Raw genomic sequence first — 26,128 nt, 5'->3', positions numbered from 1 at the left:
ATGTGGGGATTTCGCATGGAAGGGAACATAACCTTAAACGCCGTGTAAGGAAAGTTTAAGGTAAATCGATAGCAGGGTTGTGGGAGGTCGTTTAGGATAAGGATATGAATACAAAGATCGTTCAGTTGGAGGGGAAACACCTATGGAAATGTTGCAAGTATCGGCACTAAACAAAGTGTATCAGGGCAAAGTGCAGACACAAGCCCTTAGTGATATTCATCTGACCATCAAGCAGGGTGAATTTGTAGGGATTATGGGACCATCGGGTAGTGGGAAAACGACTCTGCTCAATATGGTGTCGACCATTGATGAGCCAAGTTCGGGCAAAGTTCTGATTAATGGCATGAATCCGTTTGAGATGAAAAAGAAACAACTGGCCATGTTCCGACGCAGGGAACTCGGGTTTGTATTTCAGGATTTCAATCTGCTCGACACCCTGACCGTAGCTGAAAATATAGTACTCCCATTGACGCTGGACAAGGTCAAACTCAAAGAGATGGAGAGCAGACTCAATCGAATCACCGCTCAACTTGGAATCGATCACATTCTGGATAAACGCGTCTATGAGATTTCAGGCGGGCAACGGCAGCGTACAGCCATCGCGAGAGCCATGATTAATATGCCATCAATTGTATTGGCTGATGAACCGACAGGTGCGCTGGATTCGACGTCATCGCAAGCGGTAATGGAATCGCTCGAACAGATCAACCAGCAAGAGAAAACAACCATAATGCTGGTCACCCATGATCCGCTAGCCGCAAGTTATTGCCATCGGATTGTGTTTATCAAGGATGGCAAGCTCGCCGCCGAAGTGCATCGGGGAGATAACCGCCAGACCTTCTTCCAACGGATTATTGATACATTATCGTTCTGGGGAGGGAATTCGCATGAGCTTTCCTCAGTTCGCCTTTAACAACATTCGCCGAAATGGGCGAGCGTATATTGCTTTTTTTCTCAGTAGTGTGTTTATGGTCATGATTTTTTTCGCTTACGCCATGTTTACCTATCATCCATATGTGAAAGAATTACCGATTGGTGCAACAACCGCTACGGGTATGCAGGTAGCATCGGTTATTGTGTATGTGTTTGCATTTTTCTTTGTCATGTATTCCATCAGTGCTTTTCTTAAATCACGGAACAAGGAGTTTGGCATTCTGACCATACTTGGTGCTGAACCTGGACAGATTCGGAAATTGGTCGTTCTGGAAAATATGTTGATCGGCTGCCTGTCCATTATTGCCGGTATAGGCGGAGGCATGTTGCTGTCGAAGTTGTTCCTGATGTTAACCACTCGTTTTATCGGTATGGATGATCTGCCCTTTTATTTTCCGATCAAAGCGATTCTGATTACGGTAGGAGCTTTTTTGCTGCTATTCTTCTGCATTTCGCTCTTCACGCTGGTTTTTATCGGGAACAAGCGGGCATTGGAGCTCTTGACAGGTACCAGCAAACCCAAAAAGGAGCCCAAAGCTTCATGGTTCTTCTCACTTCTGGGATTGGCATTACTTACAGCGGGGTTCGTTGCACTGCGCAGCGAGCTGAATGGCGGGACCATATTGATTGCCGCAGTAACAGGTATTGCGGGAACCTATTTCTTTTATTCCCAACTCTCCGTTCTTGCCATCCGGCTCTTGAAGCGTAATCGCAAACGGGTGTGGCATGGGACGCGATTGCTGTGGATTTCGGAAATGAGTTACAAAATCAAAGACAACGCAAGAATGCTGTTTATGGTGACGGTGGTTATAGCCATTGCTTCTATGAGTGCAGTTGTCATTTTGTCACTGGATCAGGAGAATCGACAAGAGTTTAGGGACAATCATTTTCCGATTCGTTATAACGTGTATAGTGCATCGGAAGAGCCCAATATGGCACCCGTCAATGAGGTTCTTGATGCTGCCGGTCTTCATTATCAGGAAGCTTATCTGGAATATTTCAGAATAAGTACGGATGACAGTGGGATTAGCGTGATGGCTCTGAGTGATTTCAACCGATTCAACACAATCCAGAACAAACCGACCTATACTCTTGCAGCCCATACCGGCATATTCGTTGATTCGCGTAATCTGGAGAAGCCTAATCATCAGGAAAGATTTCGTGCCTATGCCAAGGGAGATCAGTTAACGCTGGAGATGAACTCAGGTCCTATTAGTTTCGATATTAAATACACTGATAATGAACCGGAATTCGACGGACTTCTGTATACGTCAGCCCTAGTTATTGTAAGTGATGAAGAGTTTAAAGCTCTTGCGGGACAATTGGACAAAGATGCTGTTTCCGGTAAATACCTGTATAACATCCCTTCATGGGGGGGATCAGTGCCCGATCGGCAATCATCCGAAGCGATGGTGAGCGGTCAATTGGAAGGCATGGATACCATCATTAGAAACAACTCTATTGATAAAGACTTTTCTGGCTTTTTCACGACGCGATACGGGGATTTTGAGAGATTCAGACAGGGAACAGCGCTCTTTACCTTTTTGGGCATTTTCATTGGACTGATTTTCTCGATCTCTTCCGCCAGCTTTCTGTATTTCAGACTGCACACGGATCTGGAGGCAGATGGGAAAATGGTGCATTCCCTGTCCAAAATGGGTCTCAGTTTTCAGGAGATGAAAACATCATCCACGATTCAGATCGCCGTTCTCTTTTTCTTCCCAATCCTGATCTCCATTGTTGAAACGCTCGTTGTTGTTAAGCCGTTTCTGACTGAATTCGGTATTACCAATTATACGGTTCCGGTATTAACCGTATTTGGTGCATTTCTGCTTGCACAAACCTTCTATTTCTTCGTTATTCGCTCGAGATATATATCTTCACTGCGCAAAATGATGGTGTAATTCATTCGTAACGCCCGGATTCCTTGATTTAGATCAAGGATTTCCGGGTGTTTTTGCTTTATGATAAGTTCATTCCAAGAGTACAGAAGGAGGAAAAAATGATGAGTATTACGTCTTTGCAAGCAGTAAGGGAGTTTAACGCAGACCGTTTTACAAAACGTGTTTTATTTCAGCAGGGAGGTGGGGTCACCTTTGTGCTTCATTTTCTGCCAGGACAACAGCTTCCGGTTCACAAACATCCGGGGACAGACGTTATCTTGCTGGTGGTCGAAGGTACAGGAACCATCATTCTTGACGGGAAAGGACAGGAAGTGAAGCAGGAAGATGTGATCTGCTGCAGCGGTGAGACTGAGTTTGCATTCCACAATACTGGAGATCATGAAGTACGCTTGTTTGTAGTATTGAATCAAGTGCCGGATGCCTCGTACGCTCAGGATGTGTAACTTGACATCCTATCTGATGAATAACCCTGTTTAAGAACAACAAAAAGCGTACTTTACTCTGAGAGGATCAGAGCTTAAGTACGCTTTTTCCACGTTAGGAGCAGTCCTGAATAATTCATGTTCCATTAGAAATATCCTAGCATTTCCTTGGCTTCACTAGACATGAGTTGGGGGGTCCAATGAGGCTCCCACACGACCTGAACCTCAATATCGGTCTTATTCGTATTCTCCTGCAATACCCACTTCACAGCACCTACAATGGTGTCGTGCAGAGGACAGCCTGGTGTAGTCAACGTCATCCGTACGTATACCCGCTCCGGTTCTTCCCGTACTTCATACACAAGCCCCAGGTCAACAATATTAACACCTAGCTCAGGATCATATACTTCCTTCAGAAATTCCAGCAAATGAGTCGTTTGTTCCATCCTTTTCACTCTCCAGTCCACCTTATAAATATTAACGTCTGAATACCAAAGCAATATTTGCAATATAAACGATTGAGACAAGAGATAAAATCGTCCCTCCAACCATCATAACCTCTGCCACATTAATCAGAATTCCACTGACAAGCAGAAGGCTTCCAGCCACCATAGCGAGCATACCCCAATTGACGTTCCGTTCACTCAACATACCGGCCATCAGCGGTGTTCCGGGTCTGCCTGCCTGCTTGCCATATTTGTGGGTCCACCACAGAAAAGGCACGATTTTGGAGGAGTAGCCAAGTATGGTGAGTGACACCCAACCCCCGAGATATACCCATCCAGACAGTAGAACAACACGTGGATGGAGCAGCAGTTCGATCCCTTGTGCAGAGTAGATCAGCAGGGCGACAGCATATACGGCTAAGGCACGGCTTACATAAACAGACCAGCGGATGCCTGGACCAGGGTTGCTTTTGTGCCGGTTCTCCTGAATTTGTTCCAGATGATACACATAGAAGAGAATGGCTGCGGTAAGAAGTAATAGAGCAAACCAGAGCAATCCACCTTTTATTCCTGTCAGAAAAGCAACCACACCTGTGATTACAGCTGCATTCCACAGGATCAAGACCACTTTTTGCAGTCGAATGGAATAATTGTGGGACAAGTAGAACATGGGCAGCATTTTGTAACTGAACCCGGTAATTAACATGCCAAACCAGCCGAGTGTTCCCATCCAGATATGTGCGCCGAATAACCGTTCATGCAGGCCATTCCAATCCCCAAAGGCAAAATTCAGACCCATCAGCATACCGGATAGCCCGGTGAGCACCAGATAGAGGCAGGCGCAGGCGGCGCTAATCGTCACCGGATTCCACTGTGAAGCTCGGAAGAGGGTAACGGTCATATTCCAGCCGAACAAAAGTATACCCAATAGCGCCAGTGTGGCAGAACCCGCAATCCAGCTAACATCTCCTCGAATGAAGCTATATAACATGCCCGTAATTCCGATTGTGAACAAGACGTAATGACAATAACCGAGAAACAGACTGTAAATATTGGATTGCAAAATAACATGTATCAACTGATAAACGGCACCCATGGCCAGCATGGTTGCCCACCCGAGCACAAACAGATGGGCATGAAACCAGCCTTCGGGTCCTCTTAATTCATCACCAAGCCAGCCTGTCAGCGAGAGCAGGGAGAAGGCGTGATACATTACAAATCCAAAGATGCCCGTGATGATAAAAAGAAACGGCAACCTGGACATGGCTTTCGCCTCCTTACCCTTTTTCAATTCTCACTTTGGCCGTACCATCGGCCTGATCCTCAATCATATAAGGACAGCCCAGATTGTTCAGCTCCTCTATCAAAAATACAGGGACTCGATCGTTGTGAATCAGTACGACTTCCCCAGGTTTGCAACGCTCCAGTGCGGCAAGAGTTCGCATCATGGGCTGTGGCGGTTCCAATCCGCGATTGTCCAGTATAACTTTGGGCGACTGTTGAGCTTCAATGTTTTGATTTGCAACAGCATGCTCCTCTGGATGTCCATGGCATGAAGCTGATTCTTCTTCTGAATCGGGTTTCGTATTAGCATCTGATCCAGATAAAACCATTGCAGATAATGCCTTTGCACCGGTTTTATTTTTTTTGTGCACAAATGTGGTGACCCAGTGATCTGAACTCTTACGTTCAGATGAATTGGAGTATCCCTTCAGCTTGAGAATACCGAGCAGGGGGGTTGGTTTGAATGGAGCATGGAGTACAAACACATCCTCGGGTCGTAGCCCTTTTACCGTATCCATAATTAACTGGAACGGCTCCAGCTTTTTACTTAGATGAGGACGCACATCCAATTCAACAATATGGACATCAAATGGAGACATGTGCGTTCACATCCGATCCTGCACCAGCTACATCCGTCTGCTGTACCAACTCTAGAGATGATTCATACAGGGCAGCCATACCACCGTACAACGCATAGAAGAATGACTCCGGCGCATCGAGGGAGAACGACAGATACGCTTTGGGGTCCATGCCGAGCACATGTTCAAAAAGTCTTGCACTGTCATAGGCGTAAAAACAGAAATGAGTATATTCGAATACAGGCATTTTTTCGTAAATGGTAATAATCTCTTGCGCATATTCCGCTTGCTCACGCTGTGCCATTTGCACCATGGCGATTGCATCTTCCAGCCCAAGCATAATGCGAAGCGTAGTATCATTAATGATTTCAACGTGTGGCATAACGGTTCAGCCCCAATCTATAATTTGCTGATTTTGACCTGAAACGTTATAGGGCCCTGTTCAACATACTCCCACTCAAAGCCTTCAGGGTGTGTGGATTGGAACTGGAATCTCAAAGGTTTCGGATCGTGATCATTGATGAGCAGCATGGCTTCCTGAGGTTTCAACTGATCAAAGGTTTCGAAAATGATTTTATGCTTCAGGTGTGGTGGATACTCCGTGGCATTGATGGTAGCTGCATATGTGTTCATAGGTCGTTCCTCCTAATTGGGATGTTGTGTTGCAATTTGATTATAGAAAACGCAATGAGGGGTCTGTGTGAGTCCGCTCACATATTTTCGTTTGTCATAATCTTGACTTATTTATAGCAAAATCCTGTTTGGAAAAGGGTTCCTGGAGCATATATAAGTGTGCAACTGTGTGCTATGTTTCACTTCTTGTGATATTTTGCACAGTTCGGCGAGAGAGACATCCTTATATTTAGCGTCAAGATGACACTGGATGAGAGGAAGCAGGTTTCTCCTTCGGCTGATGTTAAGACAGCACCCTAGAGAAGGGAGGTACGTGTATGGAATCAAAATTAATGGACCCGTTTGGAAGAGTGCATGATTATTTAAGAATTTCGGTTACGGATCGCTGTAATCTCCGCTGTGTGTATTGCATGCCAGAGGAAGGAATGCAGTTTGAACCGACAGAACGAATTCTGTCCTATGAAGAAATCACGTCCATCGTTAAGGCGCTTGCTCCACTGGGCATTCGGAAATTGCGTTTGACCGGAGGGGAGCCTCTAGTTCGCAAGGGGCTGGATCAACTGATTGCGATGTTATCCGCTATTCAAGGAATTGAGGATATTGCACTGACAACGAATGGCATCTACTTGGCAGCTTATGCCGATTTGCTCAAAGCTGCTGGGCTGACTCGAGTCAACATTAGCCTGGATTCTTTAAAGCCTGATCGTTTTGCCAGCATTACAAGGGGAGGGAAATTACAACGTGTGCTTGAAGGCATTAGAGCCAGTCAAAAAGCCGGATTTCATCCAATCAAGCTGAACGTGGTGCTGATGAAGGGTGTGAATGAGGATGAGGTGCAAGATTTTCTGCAGATGACCCAGGAAGAACCGATCCATATTCGTTTTATTGAATACATGCCCATAGGTGAAAGTGGAGAAATCTGGAAATCAGGGTATATGCCTCTTGAACATGTTCTGGAAACGTGCGGAGCCCTATGGGAGTACGAAAGCTGCGCAGAGATCTATGGTAACGGTCCGGCAGATAGTTACCGCATACGGGGAGCGGCTGGAACCTTTGGTCTGATTCATCCGGTGAGCAGTCACTTTTGTGGAAACTGCAATCGGTTAAGACTAACGGCAGACGGCAATATCAAACCATGTCTCTACTGGTCGGATGAATTCAATGTTCGCCCCTTAATAGGTGATGAGAAGGCGGTTCAGGCTCTGTTTTACAAGGCTCTCGGTGCTAAACCCGAGACACATGAGATGGTCAAAGCTTTGAACGGGCAGCTGATCGAGGGCGTTCCGACGGTGCGACATATGTCGCAAATCGGAGGTTAGAAACAGCAGTTCAGGATTCAGATTCACACTATAGGTCATATTTGTGGGAGGACAACAATGAGTAAGCAAAGCACGCCCTGGATGGGCAAACTCAAATATTTCGCCAAACGTGAAAAAAATGCGGAAGGCTGGAGTGAAATGTCCCCAGTAAACCGGGATTGGGAGGACGTGTATCGACGCCGCTGGCAGCATGACAAAGTGGTGCGATCTACACACGGAGTCAACTGTACCGGATCATGCAGCTGGCAGATCTATGTGAAAGACGGCATTGTAACTTGGGAAACGCAGGCTACCGACTATCCTTCAACCGGACCGAATATGCCGGAATTTGAACCACGGGGATGTCCACGTGGAGCGAGCTTCTCCTGGTATCTGTACAGTCCGCTGCGTGTCAAGCATCCTTACGTACGCGGTGCATTACTGGATCTCTGGCGTGACGCACTTCAGGTGCATGGTGATCCGGTCAAAGCTTGGTCCAGCATTGCAGATGATCCTGTCAAAGTGAAAAGATACAAGTCCGTACGTGGAAAAGGTGGTCTGATTCGTGCGTCCTGGGGTGAAGTGACACAGATTATCGCCGCTTCGCTGATTCATACGATTAAAGCATACGGACCGGACCGAATCATTGGCTTTTCGCCGATTCCAGCCATGTCGATGGTGAGTTATGCAGCAGGCTCGCGATTCTTATCCCTGATGGGATCACCATTGCTCAGCTTCTATGACTGGTATGCGGATCTCCCTCCGGCTTCACCTCAGATCTGGGGCGATCAAACGGATGTGCCGGAGAGCAGTGACTGGTACAACTCGGGATACATTCTGGTTTGGGGCTCCAATCTGCCAATGACTCGGACACCGGATGCCCACTTCCTGGCTGAAGCACGTTATCGGGGAACGAAAGTGGTGTCGATCAGCCCGGATTATGCGGAGTATGTGAAATTCGCTGATACGTGGATGTCAGTAAAACAAGGAACGGACGGCGCTCTGGCGATGGCTATGGGCCATGTCATCTTGAAAGAGTTTTATATTGAAAAACCTACGGACTATTTCATGCAATATGCCAAACAGTATACGGACTTTCCAAATCTGCTGATTGTGGAAGAAAAAGATGGCGTACACACAGCAGGCCGATTTCTCGTTGGGGAAGACCTGGGCATCACGGGCAATAACATGGCATGGAAAACGCTTGTTTACGATGAGAACACTGGAACCTATGCGGTGCCAAAAGGCAGTTTGGGCTTCCGCTGGGGGGAAGAAGGCACCTGGAATCTGAAAATGGAACAAGTAGAAAACGGCGATCCGATTGATCCACGCCTCTCCATGCTCGGTGTTCACCAAGATCTGTTGACGATTCAATTGCCATACTTTGATGACGTGGGAAAACATGTGATGCAGCGGCAGATTCCTGTTCGTCAGATCTGGGTGGGAGACAGATGGATTACAGTGACAACAGTATACGATCTGGTACTTGCGAAGTACGGCATTGAACGGGAGATGACCCGTTCTGCGGATTCAACAGAAGTAGTAGCTGTTACAGATAAGGGCGGTCCGCAGAACAACGGAGAGCAGGAGAAGTTGCATGGTCAGCAAGAACAGCCTTTTACCCCTGCTTGGCAAGAGAAAATTACGGGTGTAGACCAGAAGACCGTAGTTCAGATTGCCCGCGAGTTTGCACAAAATGCGATCGATACCAAAGGTCGTTCCATGATCATCATGGGAGCCGGCATTAACCACTGGTATAACTCCGACGTAATCTATCGCGCGATTATCAATCTGATCCTGATGACTGGCTGTCAGGGTGTGAATGGCGGCGGCTGGGCCCACTATGTCGGTCAGGAGAAACTGCGTCCAGCTGAAGGCTGGCAGACGATTGCCTTTGCACGCGACTGGACCGGACCTGCACGTCTGCAGAACGGAACATCGTTCTTCTATTTTGCAACAGATCAGTGGAGATACGAGGAAACCCAAGTAGGAGAGTTGACCTCGGCGCTTGAGGGAGAACCGCGGTTCCAGCATGTGGCTGATTATAATGTCATGGCTGCACGTATGGGCTGGCTCCCGTCCTATCCACAATTCAATCGCAACTCGATTGATCTGCATCAGGATGCATTGCAAGCCGGAGCAACGACGAAGGATGAGATTGGTGCTTATGTAGCCTCTGAATTGCAGAACAAAAATCTGAAGTTCTCGATTGAGCAACCGGATGATCCAGCGAATTTCCCGCGTGTGTTATTTGTATGGAGAGCGAATCTGATCTCAAGTTCCGGGAAAGGACATGAATATTTCCTCAAGCATCTGCTTGGTGCAACGAACGGATTGCTAAACGATGACGATCATGGACTGCGTCCAGAGCATGTGGAGTGGGTGGATGAAGCCCCGGAAGGCAAGCTTGACCTGATGATTAATATGGATTTCCGGATGGCAGGTACAGCGATGTATTCCGATATTGTTTTGCCAGCAGCGACCTGGTATGAAAAAAGCGACCTGAGCAGTACGGATATGCACCCATTTGTTCATCCATTCAACCCGGCTGTAGCCGCACAGTGGGAATCCCGTTCAGATTGGGATACCTTCAAGGAAATTGCGCGTGTGTTCTCCGAGATGGCTGTGCAGCAATTCGATGGGCCGAAGAAGGAGATCATAGCTACACCGCTCTTGCATGATTCACCGGATGAGCTTGCTCAACCGTACGGAGAGATCAAAGACTGGAGTGCGGGAGAATGTGAAGCGATCCCTGGGAAAACGATGCCGCATATTCAGGTCGTGGAACGTGACTATGCTGCCGTATATAACAAAATGATCAGCCTTGGACCTGTTGTGAAGGATAAACCAATTGGTACCAAAGGCATATCCTGGTCTGCTAGTGAAGAGTATGAAAAACTCAAGGGCATTCTGGGCGTTCACCGTAAAGATGGTGTTGGAAAAGGATGTCCGGATCTGAGCACAGACCGTAATGTTGCAGAGGCCATTCTGACCTTGTCGAGTACAACGAACGGCAAGATGGCTGTACGTGCGTGGGAAGCGCTTGAACAGAAAACGGCGTTGCATCTGAAAGACCTGGCTGAAGAGCGGTCGGAGGAATGCTTTACATTTGATGAGATTACTTCGAAACCGAAAACGGTCATCACGTCACCTGCATTCAGCGGATCGGAAAAAGGGGGCCGTCGATATTCACCATTCACCACTAACGTTGAGCGTCTGATTCCTTGGCGTACATTGACGGGTAGACAGCAGTTCTATATTGATCATGCCATGCTCCGTGAGTTCGGGGAGACGCTGGCGACGTTTAAACCTGTGTTGAAACATACGCCATTCCATCCAAACAGCAAACGTCCGATTGAAGGTGGCAAGGAAATTGTTCTCAACTATCTGACCCCGCATAACAAGTGGTCGATCCACAGCATGTATTATGATGCTCTGCCGATGCTTACCCTGTTCCGTGGAGGACCGACGATCTGGATGAACCATGAGGATGCGGAGGAAGCCGGGCTGGTCGACAATGATTGGATCGAATGCTTTAACCGTAACGGTGTCGTGGTTGCCCGAGCAGTTGTGACACACCGCATTCCTCGTGGGATGGCGTTCATGTACCATGCCCAGGACCGACACATTAACGTTCCGGGAACGAAGATATCACAGACACGTGGCGGTACGCACAACAGCCCGACCCGTATTCATGTGAAACCCACCCATATGATTGGCGGTTATGCCCAGTTAAGTTACGGGTTCAACTATTATGGCCCGACAGGCAACCAACGTGACCTGAACGTCATCATAAGAAAACTGCAGGAGGTGGATTGGCTTGAAGATTAAAGCACAAGTCAGCATGGTCATGAATCTGGACAAATGTATCGGGTGCCATACATGCAGTGTAACGTGCAAAAACACGTGGACAAACCGACCTGGTGCAGAATATATGTACTGGAACAATGTAGAGACCAAACCAGGTGTGGGTTACCCGAAACAATGGGAGGACCAGGAGCGTTATCGCGGCGGCTGGGAAATAAAAAATGGCAAACTGGAGTTGAAATCGGGCACACGTGCCAGACGCCTGCTCAATATTTTCCACAATCCGGATCAGCCGACCATCGATGATTATTACGAGCCGTGGACGTATGAGTATGAGAAACTGACGAATAGTCCGGAGAAGAAACATCAGCCTGTTGCGAGACCGAAATCCCAGATTACCGGAGAATATATGAATCTGGAATGGGGACCGAACTGGGAGGATGATCTGGCGGGTGCTCATGTAACAGGTATGGAAGATCCTAACATGAAAGATGTCGAGGAATCGATCAAAATGGATTTTGAACAGGTGTTCATGATGTACCTGCCCCGGATCTGTGAACACTGTCTCAATCCATCCTGTGTGTCCTCCTGTCCTTCCGGAGCGATGTACAAACGGGAAGAAGACGGCATCGTGCTGGTAGATCAGAATGCTTGCCGGGCCTGGAGATTTTGTGTATCGAGTTGCCCGTACAAAAAAGTCTACTTCAACTGGCAGACGAACAAGGCCGAGAAATGTACCCTTTGCTTCCCACGGATTGAAGCGGGTCTGCCAACGATCTGTTCCGAAACCTGTGTGGGACGTATCCGTTATATCGGCTTGATGCTGTATGATGCAGACCGTGTAGAAGCTGCAGCTTCTGTTGAAAATGACCAGGATCTCTATGAATCCCAGATGGATATTTTTCTTGATCCGAAAGATCCTGAGGTTATTCGTGAAGCGCGCGAGGCAGGAATCCCAGAGGATTGGATTATTGCGGCCCAGCAGTCCCCCATTTACAAAATGGTTATAGACTGGAAAATTGCGCTCCCGCTTCATCCTGAATACCGGACCATGCCAATGGTATGGTACATTCCGCCGCTTAGTCCGATTACCAATCGGGTAGAGGGACAGGGAAGTTCGCTGGAGGCCAATGACATTTTCCCGGCAATTGATAACATGCGTATTCCGGTGGAATACCTGGCCAATCTGCTTACGGCAGGAGATACGGGTCGAATCCGTGAAGTGCTGCGGAAAATGGCAGTTATGCGCATTCACATGCGTAACCAGCAGACTGGTAAGACCAGTGAGTCGGTATTGCTGGAGGGTGTAGGCATGGATGCTCAGGAAGTGGAGGACATGTACCGTCTGCTCGCCATAGCGAAATATAATGACCGTTTTGTGATCCCGCCAGCTCACCGTGAGGAAGTGGAAGATCTCTTCAGTGAACAGGGCAGCTGTGGACTTGATTTTGCAGGTGGTCCGGGTTCCTGCGGGGTATTCTGATGGGAGAGGAGACAACGACAGTGATGACAATCGATACTAATGGAGTGACGAGCCCGACTCTCGGTTGTGGAACAGATCTGAACAGAATGGTATGTAAACTCATCTCCTATCTGTTGCAATATCCCGATGCGGAGTGGAGAGAAGGACTGCCGGGTGTCCGGGAAGCTGTACAGTCGATATCGGATGAAACGATAAACCAAATCCTGTTGACGTTTGTAGATGAAGCCATGTCTTCCGGTTCCATTCCGTGGCAGGATGCCTATGTTCGTACTTTTGATTTTGACAAAAAATCCAATCTGTATCTGACCTACGCCATACATGGAGATGAACGGGATCGAGGCCCGGCGTTGATTGAATTGAAGCGCAGATATGAAGCTGCGGGATTTTATATGGAAGTTAGTGAGTTGCCGGATTATTTGCCCATGGTACTTGAATTTGTGGCTGAGGCTCCCGAAGAAGATGCAATGGGAGTTCTCTCCAGCTGCCTTAAGGCTCTGGTCACGATGACAGAAAGCATAGCAGGACAGAGCAGCCCGTATGCACCATTGCTCAGCCTGATGCTACAGGTTATCCTTGAGCCTGCTCCTGCACCAACGAAGCCTGGAGAAGAGAACAGCCAACTTCCTGAAGCAAGACAACAGATGGAAGCTCAGATGAGGAGGGGGAATCGGTGAGTACACTGGAACTGCTATTGTGGGGCGCTCTCCCTTATATGGTCATTGTTTTCTGTATAACAGCGACGATCTGGCGATATGTGACTAATCCCTTCAGCTGGACGTCCAAGTCCAGTGAGATGCTGGAGAAACGAATGCTGAAATGGGGCAGTCTGCTCTTTCATATTGGAATATTTGCTGTAATCTGTGGGCATATTGCCGGTTTGCTTGTTCCAGTGGAATTCTATCGGTGGATTGGTCTTAGTGACGAAGGCTATCACCTGATGGCTATTGCAGGTGGACTGCCTGCAGGGATTATTGCATTTGCAGGTGCAGTCATATTGCTGGTACGCCGATATGTTGCTCGCAGAGTGCGGGCAACAAGCAGTATCGGTGACTGGCTGGCACTCGCCATGCTGATCATTGTCATTGTAACCGGGATTCTAGCGACCTCAGCGAATGCGGTGAATCATAGTGGATTTGACTATCGAACAACGATCAATCCATGGCTGCGCGGCCTGATGGTGTTTCAGCCTGACCCGGTTCTGATGCAGACGGTGCCGCTGAATTTCAAAGTGCACATTCTGCTCACATTTGTATTGTACTGCGTTTTTCCATTTACACGTCTGGTTCATATGCTGAGCATGCCTCTTGGTTATCTGAAACGCAGTTATGTGTTATACCGGAGAAGAGACGGAGCTGTTTATCCTGATCAGAAATCAAAAAAAGAAAGGGCGATGTAAATGCAGCATAAAGGAAAAGTTCAACTGCCCTTGCAAACGGCAAGTCTGATCCTTGGCTTCATGGTATGGGTTATCCTGTCCTCCCTGATGCCGTTTATCAAAGAGGATATCGCTATGACCTCCTCCCAGCTTGCATGGGCGACAGCCATTCCCGTATTGATTGGCTCGATCGCCCGTATCCCGATTGGCTATTGGACGAATCGATACGGGGCACGGAACATATTCATCATCAGCTTTGTGCTGCTATTGGCTCCTATATGGTGGATTAGCCGTGCAACGACCTTTGGTGACCTGGTTACGGGTGGTCTGTTTCTCGGTATTGGAGGAGCTGTCTTCTCGGTCGGTGTAACTTCACTACCCAAATACTATCCCAAAGAGCGACATGGATTCGTCAATGGAATCTATGGCATTGGTAATCTGGGGACGGCACTTTCGGCGTTCGGAGCCCCGCTTATCGCGGATCGACTGGGGTGGTCTACAACCGTTCTGCTATACAGTATTTTGTTAATAGGCATGGCGTTGTTGAATTTTGTTCTGGGTGACAAACAAGAAGCCCGCGTTAACGCTCCACTGATGCAGCAGTTGAAGGCGGTGTCACGCAACAATAAACTATGGCTGCTCTGTTTGTTCTATTTCCTGACCTTTGGTTCGTTCGTGGCGTTTACGGTTTATTTGCCGAATTTCCTGGTCAGCTACTTTCAGATGGACAAAGTGGATGCAGGGATTCGCACAGCAGGATTTATTCTCGTTGCAACCATCATGCGGCCAGTTGGAGGATGGCTGGGAGACCGTTTTAATCCATTTAAGATATTAATATTTGTTTTTGGCGGATTAACGATCGCCGCGATCGTATTATCCTTCGCACCATCAATCTACATCTACACAATCGGGTGTTTGACGGTGGCTTTGTGCGCAGGTACGGGTAACGGTACCATTTTCAAATTAGTGCCAATGTATTTCGTTAAACAACCAGGTATCGCTAACGGGATTATATCCGCCATGGGTGGCTTGGGTGGGTTTTTCCCACCACTTATGCTCACTTTGCTCTACAGCATGACTGGACATTATGCCATTGGTTTCATGGCTTTATCCCAGATTGCATTGGTCAGTCTGGTACTCGTTATCTGGATGTTCTATCAGGAGAAACTTCAGTTATCTGCGAGCATTCTGGAGAATACAATTGAAGCGATATTGATTACAGATACGAACAGTGTTATTCGTAGTGTGAACCCAGCCTTTACTGCGGTCACTGGCTACAGTGCTGAGGAGGCAGTTGGACAGAAGCCAAGTCTGCTGAAATCGGGCAAGCAGGATAAAGGTTTCTATGAACAATTATGGCATGAGTTGAGGCAAAAAGGGTATTGGCAGGGCGAGATATGGAACCGGAAGAAAAACGGAGAGATATATCAGGAATGGCTGAGTATTACGGCAATCCGTAACGAAGCTGGCGAAGTAAAATATTACGCGGGCATGTTCAGTGATATGGGCAAACCAGATCTCTCGATTGCCAGATAGTTGTACGGGTGATTATGCATACAGCAAGAGACCTTAACAAGGAGTATCAGGCGTTAAGGTCTCTTTTGCACACAGTATTGTGTAAAGTGTTGTGGTGCACAACCTGTGATATCGCCACACTCACAGGGGGGAGGAAGAGATCAAAGGGCTGGGCGATCAGCTATCTCTTTGTTGCTTCAACCCTTGCAAATCATAAATAATAATTCGGCTGCGATCTACCTCGAGCAGATGTTCCTTCGTAAGCTGATTCAGGAGACGATTGGCCGTTTCCCTTGTTGTACCGATGGAATTGGCAAACTCCTGATGGGTCATGGGCAGGTTGATGATGACTTTCTGACCATCCGACTGACCGTGCTGCTCCGCTAACATCAGCAGGAAGGAAAGCACACGGTTTCGTACGTCCTGACCGGAGAGTACCTGCAATTTATCCTGTAATTCGCGTATTTTATCGCCTAGCACTCGCATGATTTTGATCGCAATCGACGGCGTGTTCAGCATTATTCGTTCGAACAGCCTGACGGGAATGGCAAGAAGTTCGGTAGGGGTGATTGCTTCAGCTGTGGCAGGGTAGGGATGTGTGTTGAAAAAGCCGGTGTGTGGGAACATATCGCCTGTTTTCAGGAAGGAGACAATTTGTTCATGTCCATTTTCGTCCGTTTTGTAAGCTTTAACGATTCCGGTTCGGATGAAAAATACGGCTTCCTTCTCACTGCCTTCGGCAAAAATCACCGTTTTTTTGTGAATGGTTCTGGAAATGGAAATATCCTCTATCTGGTTCAGTTCCTCCGGGGTAAGATCCTGGAAGATGGGGAATTGCTGTAAAAACTCCGCTGCCGTATCTTTGTTTTCCCTGCGCATAACTATTCGTCCTTTCTAGGTCATTAATATTAAGGAGGTTAACTGTGAAGTGTCAAATCATAAAATCGTTATCCCTCATGAACATGGCGGATGGGCCATGGTTAGTGTGCCTTTTTTCGTAGGTGTAGTCGCGAGCAATCCACAGTGGCTGCATGTCCCGTTATTTATCGCCTGGCTTGGACTCTATCTCGCCGCGTATCCGATGCTTCAGTCTCTGAAAAGAAAGTCCAATCGAACTCGCTTTTACAGATGGGCCGGAATATACGGTTTGGCAGCCGTGATCTGTCTGATCCCACCGATCATTAAACAATCCTCCCTGTTATTCTTCGGTCCGGTCTTGGGCGGGCTGCTGCTTGTGAACATTTGGCATGTCAGGCACAAAGCTGAACGCTCACTGACCAATGACCTTTGTGCGATGTTGATGTTCTCTCTCGGAGGTGCGGCTGCTTATCTCATTGGCGGCGGCAGCTGGGATATCAAAATGGGTGCAGTCATTCTGTTTTGTTTTCTTCATTTTACAGGAAGTACGTTTTTTGTGAAATCCGTCTTCCGGGAACGGACCAACAAACGCTGGTTAATGTTGACACGTCTGGTCCATCTGCTCCTGTTAGTGATCCCTGCAGTGATCGGTTATCCATGGATGATACTGGCTTATATCTATTCGGCTGCACGAACCTTCATTTATGCGGGAAAATCTCTACGTCCCATGAAGGTAGGCGTCATTGAGATTGTTGGTGCGGTGCAATTTTTGTTATGGTCTGTCCTGTTATAAGTCTGATCCCTCCATCATACCGTGATTACGGATTCTGACAGGTGATATAAATCACAAGGGTATCTTTTCATTGCAAATGATCGGGTGATTTACTGAGGGGCGTACAGTCATTAGTCCGGTTTCCTGTTTTTGAAGTCATTCCCCGGGTTAATGGATGGATAGATCTAAATGGACAGAAGAGGGGGCGGCCTGGATGTGGATTGCGCTCATGTGGGGCGGCATCTCCGCCTCAGCGGTTGTGATTGGGGCGCTTGCGGCGCTGTTTCTGAAGATTCCGAAACGGGTCATCGGTTGGATTATGGCTTTTGGTACAGGGACTCTGATCGGTGCAGCTGCATTTGAGCTTATTGGTGATGCATTGAATGATGGAGGAATTGTACCGACAGCGATCGGTTTCACTTCGGGGGCGGTTGTATATACGCTGTTCGATCTGCTTATTTCCAGTAAGGGAGGGGCAGGGCGTAAACGTTCAGGAGAGGTTGGCACAGGAGAATCGAACCAAAGTGGGCTTGGCATTTTTGCAGGTACGGTTATGGATGCCATTCCGGAATCAATCATGCTTGGGGCAAGTCTGCTGACCGGGAATGGCATCAGCGTTGTACTTGTCGTCTCCATCTTTGTCAGCAACATTCCTGAAGGTCTGTCCAGTACCGTTGGACTGCAGCGTAATAAATATACACGGTCCAAAATTATGTTGATGTGGCTGGGTGTACTGCTGATCTCCGCGCTGGCAGCCCTGGGTGGATATTTGTTCCTGGAACAGCTGCCCAAGGAGATGGGAGCGGCTATTGGTGCATTTGCAGGTGGAGGAATTATAGCCATGATCTGTTCCACCATGATGCCTGAAGCCTTTGAAGAAGGTGGTCCCGTAGTAGGATTTATTGCTTCCATGGGATTGTTGGTATCACTTTTGCTTGATTTATAACGATGATATGGAAGTGCAAATAAGAGTATCCATTCAGATGATGAACTGATCATGGATACTCTTATTTTTGCGTTCAATGTGAGATTCTAGTGTCCACCGGAACAGTTTCCTCCACAACCGCATGCTTCCTTGTGTAGTTCCTTCGGTTCGGGTAAACGGTTCAACTCAACCGATTTTGTAAAATAGTGGCTGATCTGCTGATGCAGCTGGCTAAATTCGCGTTGTGCATATATGAATCTGCGAATGAGCGGATGATCATACAGCGCACGTTCTTCCTCTTCATACACCTGAATTTCGGATGCAAGCAGTTCGATGTTTTGCCGTTCTTTTTCCTCCAAAGCCTGATATTTCTCCATAAACCGTTCGTATTGCGCTGTGGCCTGCTCATCTGCGGCAAACTGATCTATCATGTCGCGCATCTCTTTGTAGCCTTCATCTTGTAATAGGAGTGAGCATAACTCCTGCATTTTGTGCATGATGATCTGTTTGTCCAATTTTACAATTGTACTCATATCGTCAACCTCCTGCAGAGCTTTTCTTAACTGTATAATGGAACGGGAAGGTGTACTGTGACGTTACTCACATTCAATGTTAAATATGAAACCTACACGGAGTTAGATAGACTTCTTCATTATTGAATCTTTTCCTTAAGTTGCTCCAGTTGAAGAATCAGAATGCAATTTCCTGTAACCTGAAGCAGTCCCTGTTTCTGCATGGCGGCCAGCTTGCGGCTAAGTGTTTCGGGTGTGATGCCCAGTAGCAGTGCCATGTCTTTTTTGAAAACAGGCAATCGGATCTCATGTGGTGCATGATTTCGAGTATGAAAATACAAGAGCAAATTTGCTATCTTTTGTTCAGTATCCATGGAACTGAGGGCACTATTCCATTCATCTGTCGTACCGAGAAGATCGGAAACGGCAAGCAGGAAATGATATGCGAGCTTAGGATATTGTTCGAGAAGAAGATCAAAGTTGTGCTTGTTCATGGAACAAAGGGCAGAAGACTCCAAAATTTCGGCATTCGCATCATGAGGTTTCTGGTGTAACAGGGCAGCTTGCCCAAAGAAATCACCCGGAAACAGGAAACGGATGATGTGTTCTTTGCCGTTCTGGCCGTATTTTGATAACTTGACACATCCCTGATGAACAATGTACAGCGTATCCGAGCGTTCACCCTCCTGAACGACATACTCGCCTTTATCATACTTGCGGGAATGCAGGAGTGAGGTCAACATTGCAGATTCTTCCGGGCCAAGATGTTGGAATAGAGGCACTTTCAAAAAACAGGGGTCTTGAGTTTGATGTGTACAGATCATTTCATGTCTCACCTCAAATCGTCCAGGATATGTATAGTTCCCGTCAGGATGTCTCAGTGTGACATTGCCTGACCTCCATGGTCTTTGCCATCCTTGGTTACACGAAGAACAGCAGAAGCCCCTTTGGATACATGGTTAAACTGATGCGTTACAATCGGATAATCTCCTTCTTCTGTTACGGTAAATTCCACGACAGCCCCACCACTCGCCGGAAGCATAACCGTCTGCATTCCATATTGTATATTTCGGGGATTTCCGTCTATATATACTCGGTCCATGATCGTACCAACAATGTGGAAAGAAGAGACTTCGTTCGGTCCGGCATTGCTTACATAGAGTCGAACTGTATCTCCAACTTTGGCAAGCAGAGGATTACGGGTCAGTCCGTAATCATTCCCATTGAACACAACATAGTCCGGTTCTTCGTTCAAAAAGGCATCATAACTATGCTCCTTGTACCATTCACTCTGAACAAGCGTATACTCACGATGAATCAGATGATCAGAAGGATAACCGGCTTCGGGTTCAACAATAATCATGCCATACATACCGTTGGCAATATGAGCGAGAACCGGTTTTGTCCCGCAGTGGTACATAAATACGCCAGGAGAGGAAGTTGCGTAGGTGAAAGTACCTTCCTCACCCGGCATGACATCGATGAATTTGCTGCTGGGTGAAGCATGAACGGCATGAAAATCCATAGAATGAGGCAGGCTGGAATCTTTGTTTTTTAGCGTGAATATCAGGGTATCTCCCTCAGTCACACGAAGTACCGGCCCGGGGGCTGTACCATTAAACGTCCAAGCGTTATACATGACGCCTTCCGAGATTTCGATATCCGTTACTTGAGCAGTCATCTCAATATATACTGTGGTGCCTTCCCTGCGAATGACCGGATCCACTGGCGGCTGACTTGGTTGACTGACCCCGGTAGAGGGGACTTCACTGTGCTGAGCAGGTTTAATGGTTTCGGAAGAACTGCAATGCGAGAGTACAGAGGTGAATACAACAAGCATTATCGAAATCTTGGATACATGATTTGACAAAGAGAACATGGAGAACACAACCTTATTCAAGTAATATTTTTCACAAATAAAATGAAACGAATATATTTCTTTTGAATATAGGTTTAGATTACGACATTGAACCGAGGTCTGGTGTGATGCAAAACACACTTTATTACGTCATTTTTTGGTGCATACGATGATCTTTCTGGTGGAGGTTTCTTGTGAAAAGCAACAGAGTTTCATATAATTTTAGATAGTACATTTGGGAAATGTTGATTGTTTCGATTCGGTCATACTTCATGTGAATGGAGATCGAGAAAATCAGAGGGAGGTGGGCTCGAAATGAAACGTTTCGAAGACGAAGGGGCATATAAATACAGCTTCTACGCTGTTCTTCGGCGGTGCGAGCAGGTTGATGTAAAATGCAAATGCTGTGGTGGTCATGCCTATATATTAAACCAAGATGGTCACCTGGCATGGAAATGTTCACAATGTTTCGCTCACGGAGTTCATGAGACGGAATATCACTATAAAGCCAAGAGCAATTGTGTCCAATGTGAACGCTGGTTCAATGTTGAAGTGAGAGATGAGAAAAAGACGTCCCACAAATCATCGCATATCGAATGCCCGCATTGTGGAAGTGTCAATCATGTCGTATTACATAAAAATCCAGTATATAGAGGGTATTATCCCGATATTCGAGACGGACGAGATCCTATATTTAAAATGGAATTGTATTTTCTAGACTATATCAAAGGAAAGATGGTATGGGCCGTTAATCGGGCGCATTTAAATTATCTGATTTCGTATATTTCGGCTGATTTGCGCGTTAAACCTGGAAATGTCCCTGTGAAGACGGCTTCACATACCATCCCTGCGTATATCAAGAACGCCAAGAACAGGGAGTTGGTGGTCCGCACGTTGACCAAACTTCAGCACACGACAGGATGAACCGGTAGAACGCGGGTCGCTAAGGAGGAGGATGATGAAAGTTCGTCTAAAGATCACGATTTTTTCAGCAATTATAGGCATATTACTCATTCCGGCCTATTTTATTTTACAGACGTATGGTGTGTTTCAAAAAGAAAAGGTACTGTCCGACTATACTCTCGCTGTGGACGTGAACGGCAAATCTTATGATGCCTTGCCGCTCATTAATAGTTTCGCTGCCATGGATAAGGAGGAAGACAACCGTCAGTTATATTACCGGGTCGATATGAGTCATATCCAATACCTTTTTCGCATCGCTTATCAGGAGTTTGATATTAAACCCAGTGAAGACAATCCCTATCTGGCGGGGGCGATCAGCTATCAATCCACGGAAAACGAATATGTAAAAACCGAAAAGCAATATACCAATGCCAAAGATTTTACAACGGTGTTAAATTTTTATAATCAGGATAAAGAGGTGATTTATAGTTACAAAAATACCGGAAAAGGGGATGGACAGCTGGTACAATCCATTATCCATCAGGGGATGAGTCGTTCTACCAATGGAGGCGGCGAAGCTGTCCGTGATCCTTATATCAACATTACGGCCCTATTCCATGATAAGTTGGACATCGATGTGAAGCTGGATGTCGATGAAGAACATAAAGTCGTAGGCATTCGAATGAATAAAGCGGAGGCGAGATCATGAATTTGTTTGGTGTACATAAAGGACCTGCATATTTGGAAGGTTTGGTTGAGGAGATTTCGGATGTTCAGACGCATGAAGTAGAATGGAAAGGCAAGTTGCAAACGAGGGATGGACATGACAAGTTCCATATTTTTTATTATGGTGACTTAACCGAAGATGATCTGATAACCTGGCATGATTCGACACCGCTCATCGTATATGCGGAGCACACCATAACCGGAGAACGTTACTTGCTGATCGATGCAGCCAAACACGGTTATGATGCCATGTTATGCGAGACCTATCCGGAGGAAGACCTGAACAACAGGCCGCTGCGACCTTATTTGGACGTTGAAGGAGAAGATATATTTGAAGTACAGCTATCTGCTTATTACAACGTGCCGTGGGATGAAGAGTTTGGGGAAGATGTGGATGAAGACGGAAACTACGAATTGATTACGGGAGGGAGCATGGATTTTGAGCAAGTGAAACGTGACGGCTATGATGCCTTTGCCATTAGCATTGTAAACCGCAAGGGTGTAGTGACCGAAATTGTGCAGGAAGAACTGGCATAGCTGATTGATTTGCTGAAGGATGGAATGAATCATCACGTCCGGATATGGAGTGAACGATCTTCATGAACGGAATGAATTGTACGAACTGATCGAACAGATCGTAGGGAGATGTCGTGAAATGTATATTGTAACCCGTGCGTTTAAACCCGTGCCCGCTGAGGAATTGGATCAATTTGAAAAACAGCATTCCATCTCGTTGCCTTCCTCTTATCGAAAATGGCTGGAACAATACGGGGAAGGGACGTACACAGGCTGGATGAATGTGCAGCGGCCGGATCAGGAGGTATTGAAACCTTTTGCTGAATATGATTTTTGGATGCATACGGAGGATACACCGGTCACTCAAGATCAGCTTCAAGAGTGTATCAGTATTGGCAGTTCGGTGGATGGGGATTTCCTGGCAGTTCATCCAGACGTGGAGGGATTGTTATGGCTCCCGCGTCATGATGAGAATATCATCCTGTGGACATGTCCTGAAGCTGATTTTGCAGAGACGCTGAACCGGATCTATTGCGCCTATTACCATCAGGATAAACCGCTGACCCCAGCCTATTTTGAACCCTGGAATGAACTGCGAAACCACACATTTTACCACTTGGCTAACACCACGCGTGAAGGCTTCATGAAAGAACTGGCTGATTTGTGCAAAGCGAGATTCAAGTGGGATGCCGTGCTGGAAAATGAATATATGTGTAAGCTGTTTATGGCTTCCATGGGCGGATATTTGCGTTTTAATTATGCAAATGGACGAGAAATTGCGCTCTTCTATGAAGAAATGGATGGAGGCGAAGGGGCGATGGATCATGAGATTAATCTATTTTTGCTGGCCCATCATTGTGAGACTCTGAATAAAGGCAGAGGAGAGGAATAATCATTGAGCTGGATAAACGAAGATATCGCGAAATCATGGCGTAATGAAGGCAAACGATATGCAAGGGATGTAAATGCCTTTGTGCGCAGAGGCATGGCGGGAGAGCAGCTGGATGAAACGGAACTTGCGGAGGATGCCAGAGCTCAGATCAGCACTGAAGTGTGGGAGATGGTGAAGCAAGCCAATCTTCAAGGAGATTTGGAACGGCTCCGGCTGGAATTGCCTGCTGCAACATGGCCATTGAATGAACATTTTCAATCCTACATGCAGGCTATACGCGTGGTTGGCTATTTGAATGTGGACACATTGGTATTTTCGCTCGGTGCCTTTACAGAGAATGGTTGTGTGTACACGGCTAATGTACATGGATGGGTACCTTTCTCCCAGTATACCTTCGCAGGCTGTTCACCGGATGGGATGGACTATGCCCTTGCCGGACCTGAAACTATTCGTGTCATTAGACAACCTGATCGCCATCTGGAGGGACAAGAGCTCGCAGTGTATCGTTGGGAAGATATTCAATCCAGTATTCAGCAGGCTTTGCCGCGTATCGAATCCCTTGCTGACTGTGAGCACCCGGAGCGTACACTTGAAGGACTCATTCCGTTTAATGCAGGAAAATCCGTTCTCATTTTCTCCAATTACGGAATTTACCTGGTAGAGCAAGATCGTGTATCCCTGCTGCACCCGGATCTTGCAGAGATCGAAGAGTACGAGTTGGAAGATACGCAGATTGATATGGGTCATGCAGCAGTTTCGCGTGACGGTCGCTGGATTGCCTATGGCAGCCAGGTGAGTAATCACATGCTTCTGGATCGTGAGCGGAGTAAGACGTATTCAATTTATCCCGAATCGAGCTACCCTCACTACGCCGTATTTACCGCGGACAGCCTGAACGTATGGTTTAATGCATGTCACTTTTATAACGGTGCTACAATTCAGGTTCAGCTGGAAACGGTGGATGGGAATGAGCGTAAGGAAGATTGGTCTGTCATGGATGAGAATGCCCGTGTATACGCTGCAGTGGAGATAAATTCAGGCATGGTGCTAGGGGACGCATACGGATATTTATATTGCGTGAATGGTGACGGACAGGAAGTGTGGAGACATTTTGTAGGCAGCACCATCTATTCCCTTGTCGTTTCTACTGATCAATCGAAGCTTGCTGTGGGTACGTTTGGAGGCATGCTGCACATCCTTGATCTGCATTCCGATAAGATGGATGAGTATGGCATTGGCACAGGAAACCTCCGTGAGTTGGAGCGTTATGTGTTATGGCGCGGAGAAGAACCTGTGCGCTGGTAATGTCCGACGTACAGAATGACGGATTTAACCGAAAAATTAGCAGGAATATGTGCGGGAACCGGCAGAGCTGAGTGAAGAAGGAGATGAAGCTTCGTGACACATGAGAACACCGCAAGATGGAATGACTTGTTCGACACGCTGAATGAGCTTATGAACGAAAAAATCCAAGATGACGAAATTCGGCAATTATACGAGGAATACCAGCATCGGGAGGGTGCTTCTGAGCAATACCTAACCGCATTTGAAACTGAATATGGTGTCCGGCTGCCGGAAGATTTTCGGGCCTTCTATCAGCGTAAGGATGGCAGTGGTTATGCATTTCATATCTTGTATCCAGGCGATGCGGAAAAAGAAGAGTGTACCCCGTTTTATCTGATGTCACTGGAGGACATACGTGAAACCAAACAATACTTTTGTAAAGCAGACATGAAACTGGATGAGTATTATTCCGCGGAAGAGATCAGTAAGCTGGACCCGGAAATCAAGCCGTATCTGTTTCATAAAGAATGGATTCCTTTCGCAACGATGGCCGGGGGTTCCCTGTATTTGATGCTTGATTTTGATCCGGCTGAACAGGGGACCTATGGACAGATTATTATGTATGTGCATGATCCGGATTTTGTTTATTATTTGACAGATACATTTACAGAATTGCTGGAAATGTCCACTCGGAATCTAAGGATCATGGATGAAATTGAGTATTGAGCAGGTAGAATGCTTTACGAAAGAAGGACATCCTTAGGTATTTTAAAAGAAAGTTGAATAAGGACAGGAGTTGCCAATAACAGCTCCTGTATTGCTCATATTATCATTAAAAGAAACGATGGCCGTGGTAACCTCCGCCAGGACCCCCAGGTCCTCCAGGTCCTCCGCCATGAGGACCGCCTGGATAGCCACCTCCAGGGTATGGACCGTGTGGTCCGCCTGGGTAACCGCCACCCGGATAGCCACCATGCCACCAAGGTCCGCCAATCGGGAATGGTAGTGGAAACGGGACGATGGGCGGGTATGGATAGGGATATGGATATGGATAAGGGTAGGGATAGGGTGCTGGTGGATAATAAGGGTAAGGATAACCCGCTGATTGCGGGGATGAAACAGAATCAGGTCCGTATGCCATGCTGCATGCCTCCAATGACTCGATTGATGATATCAGCCTATGCCAAGATGTAAATAGATGATA

Annotated in this window: 27 protein-coding genes; 17 read left to right on the top strand and 10 right to left on the bottom strand. The window is 47.0% G+C overall.

Annotated features, from left to right (window positions below; translation table 11 throughout):
- Positions 1–142 precede the first annotated feature (142 nt).
- The 3 genes from ACFTRD_RS16985 to ACFTRD_RS16975 all read left to right on the top strand — a co-directional run bounded on the left by ACFTRD_RS16985 (position 143) and on the right by ACFTRD_RS16975 (position 3,280).
- On the top strand, positions 143–913 hold the full coding sequence (locus tag ACFTRD_RS16985) for an ABC transporter ATP-binding protein (RefSeq protein ID WP_379382086.1): 771 nt from the start codon (positions 143–145) through the stop codon (positions 911–913).
- Entirely contained in the window at positions 888–2,837 is a 1,950-nt protein-coding gene (locus ACFTRD_RS16980; protein ID WP_379382084.1) for an ABC transporter permease, read from the top strand. Before ACFTRD_RS16985 ends, ACFTRD_RS16980 begins: the two co-directional genes overlap by 26 nt.
- 98 nt (positions 2,838–2,935) lie before the next feature.
- Complete coding sequence (locus ACFTRD_RS16975; RefSeq protein ID WP_228469456.1) at positions 2,936–3,280, top strand: cupin domain-containing protein; 345 nt, start codon at positions 2,936–2,938, stop codon at positions 3,278–3,280.
- Positions 3,281–3,405: 125 nt separating this feature from the next.
- Here the strand turns inward: ACFTRD_RS16975 and ACFTRD_RS16970 are convergent, their stop codons facing one another.
- Genes ACFTRD_RS16970 through ACFTRD_RS16950 form a run of 5 tightly spaced genes read right to left on the bottom strand, consistent with a single transcriptional unit; the run spans position 3,406 to position 6,200 of the window.
- Entirely contained in the window at positions 3,406–3,705 is a 300-nt protein-coding gene (locus ACFTRD_RS16970) for a metal-sulfur cluster assembly factor (protein WP_379383096.1), read from the bottom strand.
- A gap of 31 nt (positions 3,706–3,736) precedes the next feature.
- Positions 3,737–4,969, bottom strand: a complete 1,233-nt coding sequence (locus ACFTRD_RS16965; protein ID WP_379382082.1) for a YceK/YidQ family lipoprotein — start codon at positions 4,967–4,969, stop codon at positions 3,737–3,739.
- Between the two features lie 13 nt (positions 4,970–4,982).
- On the bottom strand, positions 4,983–5,588 hold the full coding sequence (locus ACFTRD_RS16960; RefSeq protein ID WP_379382080.1) for a DUF2249 domain-containing protein: 606 nt from the start codon (positions 5,586–5,588) through the stop codon (positions 4,983–4,985).
- Positions 5,575–5,949 (bottom strand): hypothetical protein, encoded by a 375-nt coding sequence (locus tag ACFTRD_RS16955; protein ID WP_379382078.1) that lies wholly within the window; start codon positions 5,947–5,949, stop codon positions 5,575–5,577. Before ACFTRD_RS16955 ends, ACFTRD_RS16960 begins: the two co-directional genes overlap by 14 nt.
- A 17-nt stretch (positions 5,950–5,966) precedes the next feature.
- Positions 5,967–6,200: a DUF2249 domain-containing protein gene (locus ACFTRD_RS16950; RefSeq protein WP_379382076.1), complete on the bottom strand. Its 234-nt coding sequence runs from the start codon at positions 6,198–6,200 to the stop codon at positions 5,967–5,969.
- A 317-nt stretch (positions 6,201–6,517) separates the two neighbouring features.
- Between ACFTRD_RS16950 and moaA the strand changes: the two genes are divergently transcribed.
- From moaA to ACFTRD_RS16920, 6 genes are read left to right on the top strand one after another with little or no spacing between them, the layout of a single operon-like run.
- Positions 6,518–7,519: a GTP 3',8-cyclase MoaA gene (gene moaA / locus ACFTRD_RS16945; protein WP_379382074.1), complete on the top strand. Its 1,002-nt coding sequence runs from the start codon at positions 6,518–6,520 to the stop codon at positions 7,517–7,519.
- A gap of 57 nt (positions 7,520–7,576) precedes the next feature.
- A complete protein-coding gene (locus ACFTRD_RS16940) occupies positions 7,577–11,329 on the top strand; it encodes a nitrate reductase subunit alpha (protein WP_379382072.1) in 3,753 nt (1,250 codons plus the stop codon).
- On the top strand, positions 11,319–12,788 hold the full coding sequence (gene narH / locus ACFTRD_RS16935) for a nitrate reductase subunit beta (protein WP_379382070.1): 1,470 nt from the start codon (positions 11,319–11,321) through the stop codon (positions 12,786–12,788). Before ACFTRD_RS16940 ends, narH begins: the two co-directional genes overlap by 11 nt.
- A 23-nt stretch (positions 12,789–12,811) precedes the next feature.
- The gene (gene narJ, locus ACFTRD_RS16930; RefSeq protein WP_379383094.1) at positions 12,812–13,462 is read left to right on the top strand and encodes a nitrate reductase molybdenum cofactor assembly chaperone; all 651 of its coding nucleotides are present in this window, start codon (positions 12,812–12,814) and stop codon (positions 13,460–13,462) included.
- Positions 13,459–14,184 carry a respiratory nitrate reductase subunit gamma gene (gene narI / locus ACFTRD_RS16925; RefSeq protein WP_379382068.1) on the top strand — a complete coding sequence of 242 codons (726 nt, stop codon included), beginning with the start codon at positions 13,459–13,461 and terminating at the stop codon, positions 14,182–14,184. Before narJ ends, narI begins: the two co-directional genes overlap by 4 nt.
- Complete coding sequence (locus ACFTRD_RS16920; protein ID WP_379382066.1) at positions 14,185–15,699, top strand: nitrate/nitrite transporter; 1,515 nt, start codon at positions 14,185–14,187, stop codon at positions 15,697–15,699.
- Between the two features lie 156 nt (positions 15,700–15,855).
- Here the strand turns inward: ACFTRD_RS16920 and ACFTRD_RS16915 are convergent, their stop codons facing one another.
- Positions 15,856–16,557 (bottom strand): Crp/Fnr family transcriptional regulator, encoded by a 702-nt coding sequence (locus ACFTRD_RS16915; protein WP_379382064.1) that lies wholly within the window; start codon positions 16,555–16,557, stop codon positions 15,856–15,858.
- Between the two features lie 49 nt (positions 16,558–16,606).
- Between ACFTRD_RS16915 and ACFTRD_RS16910 the strand changes: the two genes are divergently transcribed.
- The gene (locus ACFTRD_RS16910) at positions 16,607–17,329 is read left to right on the top strand and encodes a YwiC-like family protein (RefSeq protein ID WP_379382062.1); all 723 of its coding nucleotides are present in this window, start codon (positions 16,607–16,609) and stop codon (positions 17,327–17,329) included.
- Between the two features lie 193 nt (positions 17,330–17,522).
- Positions 17,523–18,254, top strand: a complete 732-nt coding sequence (locus ACFTRD_RS16905; RefSeq protein WP_379382060.1) for a ZIP family metal transporter — start codon at positions 17,523–17,525, stop codon at positions 18,252–18,254.
- A gap of 86 nt (positions 18,255–18,340) precedes the next feature.
- On the opposite strand, the gene ACFTRD_RS16900 is transcribed toward ACFTRD_RS16905, so the two are convergent.
- From ACFTRD_RS16900 to ACFTRD_RS16890, 3 genes are all read right to left on the bottom strand, one after another.
- Positions 18,341–18,766, bottom strand: a complete 426-nt coding sequence (locus ACFTRD_RS16900) for a YlbF/YmcA family competence regulator (RefSeq protein WP_379382058.1) — start codon at positions 18,764–18,766, stop codon at positions 18,341–18,343.
- Between the two features lie 119 nt (positions 18,767–18,885).
- Positions 18,886–19,488 carry a Crp/Fnr family transcriptional regulator gene (locus ACFTRD_RS16895; RefSeq protein ID WP_192268146.1) on the bottom strand — a complete coding sequence of 201 codons (603 nt, stop codon included), beginning with the start codon at positions 19,486–19,488 and terminating at the stop codon, positions 18,886–18,888.
- 134 nt (positions 19,489–19,622) lie between these two features.
- Entirely contained in the window at positions 19,623–20,624 is a 1,002-nt protein-coding gene (locus tag ACFTRD_RS16890; RefSeq protein ID WP_379382055.1) for a multicopper oxidase domain-containing protein, read from the bottom strand.
- 294 nt (positions 20,625–20,918) lie between these two features.
- Here ACFTRD_RS16890 and ACFTRD_RS16885 point away from each other — a divergent pair, with 294 nt between their 5' ends.
- From ACFTRD_RS16885 to ACFTRD_RS16860, 6 genes are all read left to right on the top strand, one after another.
- Positions 20,919–21,527 (top strand): hypothetical protein, encoded by a 609-nt coding sequence (locus tag ACFTRD_RS16885; RefSeq protein ID WP_379382053.1) that lies wholly within the window; start codon positions 20,919–20,921, stop codon positions 21,525–21,527.
- Positions 21,528–21,558: 31 nt separating this feature from the next.
- Complete coding sequence (locus ACFTRD_RS16880; RefSeq protein WP_379382051.1) at positions 21,559–22,215, top strand: hypothetical protein; 657 nt, start codon at positions 21,559–21,561, stop codon at positions 22,213–22,215.
- The gene (locus ACFTRD_RS16875) at positions 22,212–22,769 is read left to right on the top strand and encodes a hypothetical protein (RefSeq protein ID WP_379382049.1); all 558 of its coding nucleotides are present in this window, start codon (positions 22,212–22,214) and stop codon (positions 22,767–22,769) included. The genes ACFTRD_RS16880 and ACFTRD_RS16875 overlap by 4 nt, the downstream gene beginning before the upstream one ends.
- A 118-nt stretch (positions 22,770–22,887) precedes the next feature.
- Positions 22,888–23,640, top strand: coding sequence for an SMI1/KNR4 family protein (locus ACFTRD_RS16870; RefSeq protein ID WP_379382047.1), 753 nt, complete (start codon positions 22,888–22,890; stop codon positions 23,638–23,640).
- 3 nt (positions 23,641–23,643) lie between these two features.
- Positions 23,644–24,945, top strand: a complete 1,302-nt coding sequence (locus ACFTRD_RS16865) for a hypothetical protein (protein ID WP_379382045.1) — start codon at positions 23,644–23,646, stop codon at positions 24,943–24,945.
- 93 nt (positions 24,946–25,038) lie between these two features.
- A complete protein-coding gene (locus tag ACFTRD_RS16860) occupies positions 25,039–25,650 on the top strand; it encodes an SMI1/KNR4 family protein (protein ID WP_379382043.1) in 612 nt (203 codons plus the stop codon).
- A 106-nt stretch (positions 25,651–25,756) separates the two neighbouring features.
- Here ACFTRD_RS16860 and ACFTRD_RS16855 read toward each other — a convergent pair whose 3' ends face one another.
- A complete protein-coding gene (locus ACFTRD_RS16855) occupies positions 25,757–26,065 on the bottom strand; it encodes a hypothetical protein (protein ID WP_379382041.1) in 309 nt (102 codons plus the stop codon).
- Positions 26,066–26,128: the final 63 nt, after the last annotated feature.

The organism is Paenibacillus sp. NPDC056933 (assembly GCF_042674385.1).
Taxonomy (GTDB): Bacteria; Bacillota; Bacilli; order Paenibacillales; family Paenibacillaceae; genus Paenibacillus.
This window is presented reverse-complemented; position numbering and strand designations above follow the sequence as displayed.

Bases quoted from the DNA above. Each gene is read 5' to 3' on its own strand.
- ACFTRD_RS16985 (WP_379382086.1), top strand. From the start codon at position 143: ATGGAAATGTTGCAAGTATCGGCACTAAACAAAGTGTATCAGGGCAAA.
- ACFTRD_RS16980 (WP_379382084.1), top strand. From the start codon at position 888: ATGAGCTTTCCTCAGTTCGCCTTTAACAACATTCGCCGAAATGGGCGA.
- ACFTRD_RS16975 (WP_228469456.1), top strand. From the start codon at position 2,936: ATGATGAGTATTACGTCTTTGCAAGCAGTAAGGGAGTTTAACGCAGAC.
- ACFTRD_RS16970 (WP_379383096.1), bottom strand. From the start codon at position 3,705: ATGGAACAAACGACTCATTTGCTGGAATTTCTGAAGGAAGTATATGAT.
- ACFTRD_RS16965 (WP_379382082.1), bottom strand. From the start codon at position 4,969: ATGTCCAGGTTGCCGTTTCTTTTTATCATCACGGGCATCTTTGGATTT.
- ACFTRD_RS16960 (WP_379382080.1), bottom strand. From the start codon at position 5,588: ATGTCTCCATTTGATGTCCATATTGTTGAATTGGATGTGCGTCCTCAT.
- ACFTRD_RS16955 (WP_379382078.1), bottom strand. From the start codon at position 5,949: ATGCCACACGTTGAAATCATTAATGATACTACGCTTCGCATTATGCTT.
- ACFTRD_RS16950 (WP_379382076.1), bottom strand. From the start codon at position 6,200: ATGAACACATATGCAGCTACCATCAATGCCACGGAGTATCCACCACAC.
- moaA (WP_379382074.1), top strand. From the start codon at position 6,518: ATGGAATCAAAATTAATGGACCCGTTTGGAAGAGTGCATGATTATTTA.
- ACFTRD_RS16940 (WP_379382072.1), top strand. From the start codon at position 7,577: ATGAGTAAGCAAAGCACGCCCTGGATGGGCAAACTCAAATATTTCGCC.
- narJ (WP_379383094.1), top strand. From the start codon at position 12,812: ATGACAATCGATACTAATGGAGTGACGAGCCCGACTCTCGGTTGTGGA.
- ACFTRD_RS16920 (WP_379382066.1), top strand. From the start codon at position 14,185: ATGCAGCATAAAGGAAAAGTTCAACTGCCCTTGCAAACGGCAAGTCTG.
- ACFTRD_RS16915 (WP_379382064.1), bottom strand. From the start codon at position 16,557: ATGCGCAGGGAAAACAAAGATACGGCAGCGGAGTTTTTACAGCAATTC.
- ACFTRD_RS16905 (WP_379382060.1), top strand. From the start codon at position 17,523: ATGTGGATTGCGCTCATGTGGGGCGGCATCTCCGCCTCAGCGGTTGTG.
- ACFTRD_RS16900 (WP_379382058.1), bottom strand. From the start codon at position 18,766: ATGAGTACAATTGTAAAATTGGACAAACAGATCATCATGCACAAAATG.
- ACFTRD_RS16895 (WP_192268146.1), bottom strand. From the start codon at position 19,488: ATGTTGACCTCACTCCTGCATTCCCGCAAGTATGATAAAGGCGAGTAT.
- ACFTRD_RS16890 (WP_379382055.1), bottom strand. From the start codon at position 20,624: ATGTTCTCTTTGTCAAATCATGTATCCAAGATTTCGATAATGCTTGTT.
- ACFTRD_RS16885 (WP_379382053.1), top strand. From the start codon at position 20,919: ATGAAACGTTTCGAAGACGAAGGGGCATATAAATACAGCTTCTACGCT.
- ACFTRD_RS16880 (WP_379382051.1), top strand. From the start codon at position 21,559: ATGATGAAAGTTCGTCTAAAGATCACGATTTTTTCAGCAATTATAGGC.
- ACFTRD_RS16875 (WP_379382049.1), top strand. From the start codon at position 22,212: ATGAATTTGTTTGGTGTACATAAAGGACCTGCATATTTGGAAGGTTTG.
- ACFTRD_RS16870 (WP_379382047.1), top strand. From the start codon at position 22,888: ATGTATATTGTAACCCGTGCGTTTAAACCCGTGCCCGCTGAGGAATTG.
- ACFTRD_RS16855 (WP_379382041.1), bottom strand. From the start codon at position 26,065: ATGGCATACGGACCTGATTCTGTTTCATCCCCGCAATCAGCGGGTTAT.